The organism is Bradyrhizobium sp. AZCC 1610, from assembly GCF_036924515.1.
GTDB lineage: Bacteria > Pseudomonadota > Alphaproteobacteria > Rhizobiales > Xanthobacteraceae > Bradyrhizobium.
On record NZ_JAZHRR010000001.1, the window covers coordinates 4,998,318 to 5,010,371 of the forward strand.

The 12,054-nt window shown below is 63.6% G+C and carries 13 protein-coding genes; 6 read left to right on the forward strand and 7 right to left on the reverse strand.

Translation table 11 applies throughout. From position 1 onward, the window contains the following. The first annotated feature begins 10 nt into the window (after positions 1-10). Positions 11-1,705: a GMC family oxidoreductase gene (locus tag V1279_RS24720; protein WP_334441182.1), complete on the forward strand. Its 1,695-nt coding sequence runs from the start codon at positions 11-13 to the stop codon at positions 1,703-1,705. A 12-nt stretch (positions 1,706-1,717) separates the two neighbouring features. Here the strand turns inward: V1279_RS24720 and aroC are convergent, their stop codons facing one another. The 3 genes from aroC to fabI form a co-directional block, all read right to left on the reverse strand. Beyond that, a complete protein-coding gene (gene aroC, locus V1279_RS24725) occupies positions 1,718-2,806 on the reverse strand; it encodes a chorismate synthase (protein ID WP_334441184.1) in 1,089 nt (362 codons plus the stop codon). A gap of 219 nt (positions 2,807-3,025) precedes the next feature. After that, positions 3,026-3,625 carry a histidine phosphatase family protein gene (locus tag V1279_RS24730; RefSeq protein WP_334441187.1) on the reverse strand — a complete coding sequence of 200 codons (600 nt, stop codon included), beginning with the start codon at positions 3,623-3,625 and terminating at the stop codon, positions 3,026-3,028. Between the two features lie 12 nt (positions 3,626-3,637). After that, positions 3,638-4,468: an enoyl-ACP reductase FabI gene (gene fabI / locus V1279_RS24735; protein WP_334441190.1), complete on the reverse strand. Its 831-nt coding sequence runs from the start codon at positions 4,466-4,468 to the stop codon at positions 3,638-3,640. A gap of 195 nt (positions 4,469-4,663) precedes the next feature. On the opposite strand from fabI, the gene V1279_RS24740 reads away from it, so the two are divergent. Then, positions 4,664-5,152: an RNA polymerase sigma factor gene (locus V1279_RS24740; protein ID WP_171577673.1), complete on the forward strand. Its 489-nt coding sequence runs from the start codon at positions 4,664-4,666 to the stop codon at positions 5,150-5,152. Between the two features lie 58 nt (positions 5,153-5,210). After that, complete coding sequence (locus V1279_RS24745) at positions 5,211-5,981, forward strand: anti-sigma factor family protein (RefSeq protein WP_334441192.1); 771 nt, start codon at positions 5,211-5,213, stop codon at positions 5,979-5,981. A gap of 327 nt (positions 5,982-6,308) precedes the next feature. Here V1279_RS24745 and V1279_RS24750 read toward each other — a convergent pair whose 3' ends face one another. Next, positions 6,309-7,283 (reverse strand): J domain-containing protein, encoded by a 975-nt coding sequence (locus V1279_RS24750; protein ID WP_334441195.1) that lies wholly within the window; start codon positions 7,281-7,283, stop codon positions 6,309-6,311. Between the two features lie 131 nt (positions 7,284-7,414). After that, positions 7,415-7,822 carry an RT0821/Lpp0805 family surface protein gene (locus tag V1279_RS24755; protein WP_334441197.1) on the reverse strand — a complete coding sequence of 136 codons (408 nt, stop codon included), beginning with the start codon at positions 7,820-7,822 and terminating at the stop codon, positions 7,415-7,417. 122 nt (positions 7,823-7,944) lie between these two features. On the opposite strand from V1279_RS24755, the gene pdxH reads away from it, so the two are divergent. Together pdxH and V1279_RS24765 are read left to right on the forward strand one after the other, a co-directional pair. Further along, complete coding sequence (pdxH, locus tag V1279_RS24760; protein WP_334441200.1) at positions 7,945-8,586, forward strand: pyridoxamine 5'-phosphate oxidase; 642 nt, start codon at positions 7,945-7,947, stop codon at positions 8,584-8,586. A 152-nt stretch (positions 8,587-8,738) separates the two neighbouring features. After that, positions 8,739-9,491 carry an SDR family NAD(P)-dependent oxidoreductase gene (locus V1279_RS24765; RefSeq protein ID WP_334441203.1) on the forward strand — a complete coding sequence of 251 codons (753 nt, stop codon included), beginning with the start codon at positions 8,739-8,741 and terminating at the stop codon, positions 9,489-9,491. Positions 9,492-9,591: 100 nt separating this feature from the next. Here V1279_RS24765 and V1279_RS24770 read toward each other — a convergent pair whose 3' ends face one another. Beyond that, on the reverse strand, positions 9,592-9,810 hold the full coding sequence (locus tag V1279_RS24770) for a hypothetical protein (protein WP_334441205.1): 219 nt from the start codon (positions 9,808-9,810) through the stop codon (positions 9,592-9,594). A 129-nt stretch (positions 9,811-9,939) separates the two neighbouring features. Continuing rightward, complete coding sequence (locus V1279_RS24775; RefSeq protein ID WP_334441208.1) at positions 9,940-10,917, reverse strand: magnesium transporter CorA family protein; 978 nt, start codon at positions 10,915-10,917, stop codon at positions 9,940-9,942. A 430-nt stretch (positions 10,918-11,347) separates the two neighbouring features. Here V1279_RS24775 and V1279_RS24780 point away from each other — a divergent pair, with 430 nt between their 5' ends. Then, complete coding sequence (locus tag V1279_RS24780) at positions 11,348-12,034, forward strand: L,D-transpeptidase (protein WP_334441211.1); 687 nt, start codon at positions 11,348-11,350, stop codon at positions 12,032-12,034. Positions 12,035-12,054: the final 20 nt, after the last annotated feature.

Below are 12,054 nucleotides of genomic sequence, written 5' to 3' on the forward strand. Positions count from 1 at the left end.
AACGTCAAAAGTGTACGACATCATCATCGTCGGCGGCGGCTCAGCGGGATCGGTCATGGCCCACCGGCTCTCCGCCAGGAGCGCCAACAAGGTCCTGCTCTGCGAAGCCGGCCAGGACACGCCGCCCGGCAACGAGCCGCCCGAGATCCGCGACAGCTATTCGGGGCTGGCCTATTTCGATCCGCGCTTCCACTGGACCGAACTCAAGGTCACGACCCAAATCGTCAGCCACAACAACCCCGACGAGAGCCGCCCGCCATTGCGCAAGTATGAGCAGGCACGCGTGTTGGGTGGCGGATCCTCCATCAACGGCCAGATGGCCAACCGCGGCGCGCCGACCGATTACGCGGAGTGGGAGGCCCGCGGCGCCGCGGGCTGGAACTGGAAGGACGTGCTGCCTTTTTTCAAGAAGATCGAGCGCGACCTCGATTTCGACGGGCCGTTTCACGGCAAGGACGGCCGTATCCCCGTCCGCCGCATTCCGCAGGCGCATTGGACGCGGCACAGCCAGGCGATGGGCGAGGCCTGCAAGCTCGCCGGCTTTGCGTTCCTGCCCGACCAGAACGGCGAGTTCACAGACGGCTACTTCCCGGTGACGCACTCCAATCAGGATGAGCAACGTGTCTCGGCCGCGATGGGCTATCTCGATCGCGAAACACGCAAGCGCGCCAACCTGACCCTATCGACCAACACGCAAGTCAAGGAGCTGCTGTTCGAGGGCACGCAATGCGTCGGCGTGAAAGCGCTGGTCGATGGCCGCGAACGGGAGTTCCGCGGTCGCGAGGTCATCCTTTCATGTGGCGCGATCCATTCGCCGGCGCATCTCTTGCGCGCCGGTATCGGACCGGTCGGGCATCTGAAGGAGATGGGCATTCCGGTCCTGATGGGCCTGGCGGGTGTCGGCCAGGGTCTGATGGATCATCCCTCGATCGCGTTGTCGTCCTATGTCCGCCGTGGCGCGCGCATGAACGAGCACACAAGACGCCACATACAGATGGGGCTGCGCTACTCCTCGGGGCTTCCGGGCGTACCTGCCGGCGACATGTTCGTCGCCGTCCTCAGCAAGTCGGCCTGGCATGCGGTCGGCGAGCAGATCGCCTCGCTGCTCACCTTCGTCAACAAGACCTACTCGGAGACCGGGCAGGTGAAACTCGCCTCGCGCGACCCGCTGATAGAACCGATTGTCGAGTTCAACCTGCTGTCCGACAGGCGCGACCTCGACCGCCTGATGAGCGGCTTTCGAAAGATGGCGGCGCTGCAGATGAGCGCGCCGCTCAAGGCGGTCACCGACAAGCCGTTCCCGGCGTCGTATTCCGACCGCGTGCGCAAGATCGGCGTGGTCAACACCAGGAACAGGGTCCTCACCGCCATCGCCGCTGTCCTGATGGACGGACCGGCGGCGCTGCGCCACACCATGATCGACAACTTCATCGTCGAAGGCTTTACGTTCGAGCAGGTCATGCGCGACGACGAGGCGCTCGAAGCCTTCGTGCGCAAGGCGGCGATCGGCGTGTGGCATGCCTCGTGCTCATGCCGGATGGGCCGGGCAGACGATCCGATGGCGGTCGTCGATACGCAAGGCCGGGTCAAGGGAGTGCAGGGCTTGCGCGTGATCGACGCCTCGATCTTCCCGGTGGTGCCGTGCGCCAACACCAATTTTCCGGTCCTGATGGCAGCGGAAAAGATCGCAGACGCCATGCAGTGAGAGGCCTGGACCCTACCCGCCGACTTGGCCGCGATGGCGGAGAAAGTGGTCCGCGAGCACGCAGGCCATCATGGCTTCGCCCACCGGCACGGCACGGATGCCGACGCAGGGGTCGTGGCGGCCTTTGGTCATGATGTCGGTGTCGGCGCCGGCGCGATCCACCGTCTTGCGCGGGGACAGGATCGAGGAGGTCGGCTTCACCGCAAAGCGCACCACCACCGGCTGGCCGGTCGAGATGCCGCCGAGCACGCCGCCGGCATGGTTCGACAGGAACCGCGTGCCGTTATTGCCGGTGCGCATCTCGTCGGCGTTTTCCTCGCCCGACAATTCGGCCGCGGCAAAACCTGCGCCGATCTCGACACCCTTCACCGCGTTGATGCTCATCATCGCCGCCGCCAACTCGCCGTCGAGCTTGGCGTAGATCGGCGCGCCCCACCCCGCCGGCACGCCTTCGGCGACCACTTCGATGACCGCGCCGATCGAGGAGCCGGCCTTGCGGATGCCATCGAGATATTGCTCGAAGAACGCGGCCTTGTCCTTGTCGGGGCAGAAGAACGGATTGCGCGCGATCTCGTCCCAGTCCCATTTGTCGCGATCGATCCTGTGCGGGCCCATCTGCACCAGCGCGCCGCGCACCTTCACGTTGGGCAGGATTTTTCGCGCGATGGCACCGGCTGCGACACGCGTAGCGGTCTCGCGCGCCGACGAGCGTCCGCCGCCGCGATAATCGCGCAGGCCGTATTTGGCCTCGTAGGTGAAGTCGGCGTGGCCGGGACGAAACTTGTCCTTGATCTCGGAATAGTCCTTGGAGCGCTGATCGGTGTTCTCGATCAATAGCGCGATCGGCGTTCCCGTCGTCACCTGCACGCCGGTCTCGGGATGGGCCATCACACCGGACAGGATCTTTACCGCGTCCGCCTCCTGGCGCTGGGTGGTGAAGCGCGACTGGCCGGGACGGCGGCGGTCGAGATCGTGCTGGATGTCCTCATTGGTCAGCGGGATCAGCGGCGGGCAGCCATCGACCACGCAGCCGATCGCAATCCCGTGGCTTTCGCCGAAGGTCGTGACCCGGAACAGATGGCCGAAGGTGTTGTGGGACATGGTGGTTAGATACGCCTGCCGATGTAAAAAATCCGCATTTATGTTGACAGTCAACATAACGCAGTGCGTGTCGTAACTCGCGCAGACTAAGGGGTCAAATGACCCCATTTCTGTCATGCCCGGGCTTGTCCCGGGCATCCACGTCTTTCGGCCGGCAAAGCAAGGCGTGGATGGCCGGGACAAGCCCGGCCATGACGACGAAAGGGGTGCGATGCGCCCTTAACTATACTTCCGCAAATCCCCGTCGCGGAACACGTAAACCGCGCCCTGCTCGATCAGAAGATCGGCGGCGCTGGCCGGCGTTTCGATGCCGAGTGCCACCATCAGCGCCCGCGCCGTGCCGCCATGGGCCACGGCGACGGTGTCGGTCTTCACGGAATCGTACCAGTCGCGCATGCGGTGCTGTACTTCCGCGTAGGTTTCGCCGCCTTCCGGGGCCATCGTCCACTTCGCGGTGAGCCGTTTGGCATAGAGCACGGGATCGGCCGCCTGCATCTCGGCCAGCGTCGAGCCCTCCCAGACGCCGTAACCGATCTCGCGCAGACGATCGTCGAGCGCATATTCTTCCCGAGGAAGTTTCAGGGCGCTGCGCACCAGTTCCATCGTCGCCCGCGCCCGGCCAAGCGGACTTGCAACGAACGGCAGCGCGGCCCTGTCGCGGCCATCGCGCTCGAGAAGTTCGGCGAGGATATTGCCGGCATGGGCCGCCTGCCGGCGGCCGAGATCGTTGAGCGGAATGTCCTGCGCGCCCTGCAGCCTGCCTTCCGCGTTCCACGACGTCTCGCCATGGCGGATGTAGTAGATCACGGGCGCTGGCATTCGACTATCAAGCTATTCCTTGCTCGGCGAATTGGAGAGCGCGATGTCGGGCGCGTCAGGACGTTTCATGCCAACGACGTGATAGCCGGCATCGACGTGATGCACCTCGCCGGTGACGCCGCGCGACAGGTCCGACAAAAGATACAGCGCGCTGTCGCCGACCTCCTCGCTGCTGACGTTGCGGCGCAGCGGCGCGTTGTATTCGTTCCACTTCAGAATGTAGCGGAAGTCGCCGATGCCGGATGCGGCGAGCGTCTTGATCGGCCCTGCCGAGATCGCGTTGACGCGGATGCCCTTTTCACCAAGGTCGGCGGCGAGATAGCGCACGCTGGCTTCGAGCGCTGCCTTCGCAACGCCCATCACGTTGTAATGCGGCATCCATTTCTCGGCACCGTAATAGGTCAGCGTGATAATCGAGCCGCCGTCGGTCATCAGCTTTTCGGCGCGTTGCGTGATCGCGGTCAGCGAATAGCAGGAGATCAGCATGCTCTTGGTGAAATTGTCCTGCGTCGTCTCCAGGTAACGGCCGTCGAGCTGGTCCTTGTCGGCGAAGGCGATGGCGTGGACCACGAAGTCGATCTTGCCCCATTTTTCGCGGAGCACGTCGAATACCGCGTCGATGGTGGCGGAATCCGTGACGTCGCAATGGCCGAGCAGAAGCGCGTTGAGCTCTTTGGCCAGCGGCTCGACCCGCTTCTTCAGCGCGTCGCCCTGCCAGGTGAGCGCGATTTCCGCGCCCGCGTCGTGGCATGCCTTGGCGATGCCCCAGGCGATCGAGCGGTTGTTGGCAACGCCGAGGATCACCCCGCGCTTGCCCTGCATCAGAGCTGATTTTTGCGACATCCGGTTTCCAATCGAGCTTCCCTGTGGGGCTTGGAGGTACACCAGCACTCCAGCGCGGTCGAGCCCAAATCCGTCCCCGGATTAACGCTGTTTCCGATGCGCCTCAATGGCTGGAATAGACACGTCAATTGGGTGTTATGTTGGGTAAGGCGTTCGCGCCTCATGACTCCTGCAACTCTTGCAATCCGGTCACCGATGAGCGCGTTTCGTCAAAGTGTCGAAGCCATGATTCCGGCGCTCCGCCGCTATGCACGTGCGCTCGCGCGCGATGCCGACATCGCCGACGATCTGGTGCAGGATACGCTGGTGCGCGCGTTGCGTTCGGAACGGCTGTTTCTCGGCGGCGACGTCAGGAGCTGGCTCTACACGATCCTGACCAATTTGAACAAGAACCGGCGGCGGTCGCTGGCGCGGCGGCCGCAATTCATGCCGCTGCTCGACAACAACCCCGACGCCAGCGGCACCGAGGCGGAGGGCCGCGACATCGCCCGCGCGCTGGCAACATTGGTGGAAGAACAGCGCTCGGTGCTGCTGCTGGTGATGCTGGAAGGACTGAGCTACCGCGAGGTCGCCGACATCCAGGGCGTGCCGATCGGCACCGTAATGTCCCGGCTTGCCCGCGCACGCGCGCATGTCAAAGCTTCGCTCGAGGGCGAGCGTACGGCGCTGCGGCGGGTGAAATGAAGATGCGTGTGGCAGGCGTGGCGCACAGACAGACCAGGAATAGACAGAGACGACGACAATGACCGATCCCAACATTCCCGTCACCGAAGACGAGCTGCATGCTTACGTCGACAACGAGCTGCCGGCGGAACGCCGTGGCGACGTCGAGGCGTGGCTCGCCGCGCATCCCGACGATGCCGCGCGGGTGCAGTCGTGGCACACGATGGCGGAAGCGCTGCGTGCGCGGTATGATTCCGTTGCTGACGAGGCGGTGCCGAAGCGGTTCGATATCGAGCGGCTGGTGCAACAGCCGCGCAAATGGGTGTACGGCGCGGTCGCGGCCACGCTGGCGGCGTTCATCATCGGTGGCGGCGTCGGCTGGCTCGCGCGCGGCGCGACGGCGGCGCCCTCGGCTTTCCAAAATCTGACGGTGCAGGCGATCGAGGCGCACCGGCTTTACGTGGTGGAAGTGCGGCATCCCGTCGAGGTGCCGGGCAGCGAACGCCACCATTTGCAGCAATGGCTGACCAAGCGCTGCGGCTGGGTCGTCCGCGCGCCGGAACTGGCGGGGGCCGGATTGAAGCTGGTCGGCGGGCGGCTGTTGCCGGGTTCCGTGGGCCCGGCGTCCTTCCTGATGTACGAGAGCGCCTCAGGCGAACGTTTCACGATCTACACGGTGAAATCGGACGCCGGGGCGACGCAGATGCGATACGCCGCGGAAGGCAAGGAAAGCACGCTGTTCTGGGCCGATGACGGCGTCGTCTATGCCGTGGTGTCTACCGGCGTCGACCGGGGGCGGCTGACGCAGATCGCCCAGGCGATCTACGATCAGATGGAGAAAAAGGGCTAACCTACCGGCAAGAAAAGTGGCGGATAGGCAACACCGCGCCACCTGTCCCAATTCTGACATCGAAAATCTGGAATCAAACCACCAGCGCGTCTCATTAAAGCACCGGGTGATCACGCGAAAATGAGTAGCGTTCGATCCGCCGATCGGCGCAAGCGGCCTCGATCGGGGTTTGGTACCGCGCTGGTCCCCCTTTCGAGGCCGCCCCTTTTCTCGGAAAACCCTTTGTTTTCCGAGAAATAGGCCCGCCTTTTTAGGAAAAATTCCTGCCAGGCCCCGTACTGTTCGACACGTCTTTTCGTGCTGCGAATCGCGGCCAAATCGCTCGACTCAGCCGAAATCGCTGCGCGGATTATAAGGGTGGCCGTCGCGCCACTTTTCCATCAATGCCTCAAGCTCGGCATCGTTCCCGTCGGGCAGAATAATTCGGGTGGTGACGAACAGGTCCCCGGCTCCCCCCGCCTTGGGCAGACCCTTGCCCTTGAGGCGGAAGATGCGGCCGCTGGAGGTATTTTTCGGAATCGACAGTTCCACCGCGCTGCCGAGCGTCGGCACCCGGACCTTGCCGCCCAGCACCGCCTCATGGAGCGCAATGGGCAGATCCAGGCGCAAATCACTGCCATCGACCTTGAAAAAGGGATGCGGCGCGATGCTGACCGTAATCAGGAGATCGCCCGGCGGGTGACCCGGCGCGGTTTCACCCTGCCCCTTCAGCCGGATCTGCTGGCCGGCGGTGACGCCTGCCGGAATCCTGACGTTGAGCTCCTTGCCGGTCGGCAGGCGGACGCGTTTTTCTCCGCCCTTGACCGCATCTTCCAGCGACACCGTCATCGCGACATTCAGGTCGAGATCGAGGCCGATCCCGCCGGTCTCGAATTCAAAAGTCCGGCCGCCGCCGGGACGTCCGCTCCCGGCCGCGCCGCCGAACATGCTGTTGAGGATATCCTCAAAGCCCGCCCCGCCCGCGCCGCCGGGCCCGCCACCGGTGCGGAAGCTGTAGGACTCGAAGCCACCAGCTCCACCGGCGCGGCCGCGCGGGTCGCCGCCGCCAAAGCCGCTACCAGAAAAACCCTGGAAGCGTGGCTTGCCCTCGGCGTCGATCTCGCCGCGGTCGAACTGCTTGCGCTTGTCCTCGTCGCCGATGATCTCGTTGGCGGAATTGATCTCGGAAAAGCGCGCAGCCGCCTTCGGATCGTTCTTGTTGTTGTCCGGGTGGTGCTTCTTGGCGAGCTTGCGATAGGCACTCTTGATCGCTGCAGCGCTGGCGCCCCGCGGCACCCCCAAGACCTCATAGGGGTCGCGCATCCGTCACGTCTCCTTCGTGGAAAATTCAGTTCTCGAAGCTTAGGGCAATTCGCCTGCTTTGGCTTCATCTGGGGAGCCAGTTGCATTTTTGCAACTAACCCGAAGGCTTCGCTTGAAAAAGCTTTCAGACCTTATCCCCTCGTCCAGGGCTTGATCGTGTGGATTTCCCATCGGCCATGGCCGGCCTTGCAGGCAGCACCCTGCAGCCAGCTTTCCGCGCGGCCGTTGACGTAGCTTGCCAGGAAATCCCGGCAGGTGCGCCCGTCTTCGGCGGAATAGGCCTGGGACAGCGGCGTCACCGAGCCGCGCGCGCCGGTCTCCGGATTTTCCCAAGGCTGGCTGGAATCCTTGTCGCCCTTGGTCAGCACGTCGGAGGCGGCGGTGCGTGCAAAGGCGAGATCGCTCTCGGTCGGCACCGGCGCCGTGCCCGGTTGCTTGACCAGCGAACCCGTGACATCGGCGGCGTTCATCCTGGCGTAGGCGTCCGGGCGCGACAGACTGCAGCCGCCCGAGCCGAGACCGATCAAAATCAACGTCATCACTGCGCCGGTCGGCCCGATCGCCGATAGGCCAACGCGTCCCCATGCCCTATATAGGGCGAGCCCGCAACCGGGCTGCAACGCGCTCTGGGACGCGGACGGACGCAACTGGGACTCCTGACATGACGGACACGACCTCCATCAAACACCCGGCACCGTTAACATCGGGTGATTTTACCGCGGCCGAGGAACCGTTTGCGCTGTTCGCCGAGTGGTTTGCGGAAGCCGTGAAGTCCGAGCCGAACGACCCGAACGCGATGGCGCTGGCGACCGTCGATGCCGACGGGCTGCCGAATGTCCGGATGGTGCTGATGAAGGGCTATGATGCGGATGGCTTCGTGTTCTACAGCCACATCGCCAGCCAGAAGGGCCGCGAACTCGCCGCAAATCCTAAGGCGGCTTTACTATTTCACTGGAAGTCGCTGCGCCGTCAGGTCCGCATCCGCGGCAACGTGTCGCCGGTGACGGATGAGGAAGCCGACGCCTATTTCGCCACCCGGCCGAAGCAGGCGCAGATCGGCGCCTGGGCCAGCAAGCAGTCGCAGCCGCTGGAGAGCCGCTTTGCCTTCGAGCAGGCGATCGCGCTGGTCGCCGCCAAATACATGATCGGCGAAGTGCCGCGCCCGCCCGGGTGGAGCGGCTGGCGCATTCACCCCACGCGTTTCGAATTCTGGCACGACCGCCCGTTCCGCCTGCACGACCGTATCGAATTCCGCCGCGATGCACCGGCGCAAGCCTGGAGCAAGGTGCGGCTCTATCCCTGAACGATCGTCATGGCCGACCTTGTGCCGGGCATCCACGTCTTCTCTGCATCAGGAAAGTAAGACGTGGATGGCCGGGAGCGCAGACAAGTTTACGTAGTCTGCGCAAAGCAGACTACTATGCCCGGCCGTGACGCCAACCGAAAGAATTGCGTATGCCCCCTTCATCCAACGCCCCGCGGCGCACGCTGCTTCTGACCGGCGCCAGCCGCGGCATCGGCCACGCCACCGCGATCCGCTTCTCCTCCGCCGGCTGGCGCGTCATCACCTGCTCGCGGCACGCCTTTCCGGAAGTCTGCCCGTGGGGCGCAGGCCCGGAGGACCACATCGAGGTCGACCTCGCCGATCACGCCGACACCACGCGCGCGATCTCCGAGATCCGCCGGCGGCTGGAGAACGACGAGTTGCATGCGCTGGTCAACAACGCCGCGATCTCGCCCAAGGCGCCGGACGGCAGCCGGCTCGGCACCATGGACACCGATATCGAAACCTGGAGCCATGTGTTTCGCGTCAACTTCTTTGCGCCGATCATGATGGCGCGCGGCCTGATCGAGGAATTGAAGCACGCCAGGGGCGCCGTGGTGAACGTCACCTCGATCGCAGGCTCGCGCGTGCACCCGTTCGCCGGCGTCGCCTATGCGACCTCGAAGGCGGCACTGGCTTCACTCACACGGGAAATGGCCTCCGACTTCGGCCGCGTCGGCGTCCGCGTCAACTCGATTGCGCCGGGCGAGATCGACACATCGATCCTGTCGCCGGGCACCGAGAAGATCGTCGAACAGCAGATCCCGATGCGCCGGCTCGGCACGCCGGACGAAGTCGCAAAGATCATCTATGTGCTGTGTACGGAAACCAGTTCCTACGTGAACGGCGCCGAGATCCACATCAACGGCGGTCAGCACGTTTAGTGGTGACGGGCCGTCATTGCGAGGAGCGTCGCGACGAAGCAATCCACGCTTGCTTCGTGGTTTCCAGATTGCCGGGCTACCGCCCGCAACGACGCAACGTTCACTCCGCGTAAAACTTTCGCTGCGCCGTGCGCAGTGTCGCCGCGGCAACGTTGAACGTGCTCGAACACTCGTCCTCGTTCTCGCCGTCCGCCAGCACAGCACCGCAGTGCCGGCAAAGCCGCGTCGAGAACGCCTGCGCCTTGCCACCGGTGCGGCCCTGCTGATAGAGCGCCAGATCGATGACGTTGCGCGGCGACATTATGAGTTTCTCAACCATGGGATCCTCGCGGCCTGAGACACACTTTATCGCAGAGAAGTTTCGACCATTCGTTCAGTCCACCGCTCAAATTTTAGCGGTGGAATTGAGTCGATCTTCGCAGGTGTGGAACTGCAGGGAACTCCTGTCCTACAGCCACTTCTTCCACCTGAACAGGAAGTACGGCAGCACGGCTGCCATGAGCATCATGACGAGCGCCATCGGATAGCCGTGCGCCCATTCGAGTTCCGGCATCGCCTTGAAGTTCATGCCGTAGATCGAGGCGATCAGTGTCGGCGGCATCAGGACAACGGCCATCACCGAGAACAGCTTGATGATGTTGTTCTGCTCGAGATTGACGACGCCGAGCATGGCGTCGAGCGTGAAAGTGATCTTGTTGGAGAGATAGGACGAATGGTCGGTCAGCGAGACGACGTCGCGCTGCATGGTCTTGAGTTGCTCGCGCATGTCCTTGGACCATTTGGCGCCTTCCACCACCGCCGACAGGAAGGTGACGACACGGCCGATCGAGACCAGGCTCTCCCGGATCTTCGAGACCAGATCCCCCTTCCGCCCGATCGTGATCAGGATCTGGGAATATCGCTTAGCCTGGCCATGGCGCGCGCTTTCGGGCTCGAAGATGTCGTGGGAGACCTGGTCGACCTCGGCGCCAGCGCGCTCCAGAATGTCGGCGCAGCGGTCGATCACCGCGTCCAGCAGTTCCATCAGCACCATTTCGCCCGATATCCCCGCCATGCATGAGCGCGCCAGCTTGTGCTCGACCAAGGCGAACGGCTTCGGCTCGTCGTAGCGCACCGTCACGAGGCGGTGGCCAGAGAGGATGAAGGTAACGGCCGTGGTCCTCGGCATATCGGTGTCCGATTGGCACATCAGCGTCGCGGTCATGTAGCGGGCGCCGCTCTCGATATAGAGCCGGCTGGAAATCTCGATTTCCTGCATGTCCTCCCGGGTCGGTATCGCGATCCCGGCCAGCCGCTCGACCGCGCGATCCTCATCCATCGTCGGGTTCAACAGGTCGATCCAGACCGCATTGTCCGGCAATGCCGCCGGGTCTGCGACCGGGAGCTTCTTCAGGGAGGATTCGAAGGGAACAAACACCGAAAACATGGGCAACTCCGGAACAGAGCGGCAGCTCTCGTCTTGACGCGAACCGGTACCCACCCCGGATCAAGTCCGGGGCAGGCTTTCGCTTGAAAACGCCACGAGCACCAGCGGTACTAAACCCGATTCTGGCAAGCGCTTCATGACCCGCGCATTAACCGCCGATCCATATTTATGGCGCCGGAGTGGCGTTTACGGCGGCGAGGTGGCGTCGACGCGGCCCTGATTTGGCCTTGGCGCCACCCCTGCCCAGAAATCAACCGGAACTCGCAAAACTTGCGGCATAAAAGCCACAGCCGGCCTTCCGCAGCGCCGAACGGGCGTGCAAATGCTGGCATAAATGCCGGTTTTTGCGGATAGTGGGATTAATGGAATCGTCGCGTTTGAGGCGCAAGATAGTTGCTGCGAACGCCAGAGTTTCGATTGGAAGTAACCCATGTCGTCGCTGAAAGTTATGTTGGGGCTGCTCGCCGGCCTTGCGTTGTCCGGCTGCATGCCGGCAACCACATATCAGGCCGCCCCTGAAGCCACCCTCAAGCCGAACGACAAGGCCCAGCTTGCGAAAGCGCGCTACGCGGCGGTTAAGCCTGCTGAGCCGTTCCGCCGCGCCATCGTCGACTATCACCGCAAGGAACTGCCCGGCACCATCGTCGTCGATTCCGATCACCACTATCTCTATCTGGTTCAGGACGGCGGCAAGGCGATCCGCTATGGCGTCACCGTCGGCGAGGAAGCCCTCGCATTCTCCGGCATTGCCCGCGTTGGCAACATGGCCGAATGGCCGAAATGGACGCCCACGGCCGATATTCACAAGCGCATCGAAGGCCTGCCGGCCTCGGTGCCCGGCGGCGTCGACAATCCGCTCGGCGCCCGCGCGCTCTACCTTTACCAGGGCAACAAGGACACCCTGTTCCGCATCCACGGCACCAATCAGCCGGAATATATCGGCGCTTCGATCTCCTCGGGCTGCATCCGCATGACCAACGAGGACGTCATCGATCTCTACAGCCGGGTGAAGCAGGGTACGGTTGTCGTCGTCCTCGAACCCAAGCAGGGCGATTCGCCGTTCAATTCCAAGATGGCGCTGCAGGGCGGCGGCAACAATGGCTCGGTGCCCCAGTAGCCGACGCCGGTTACACCGCA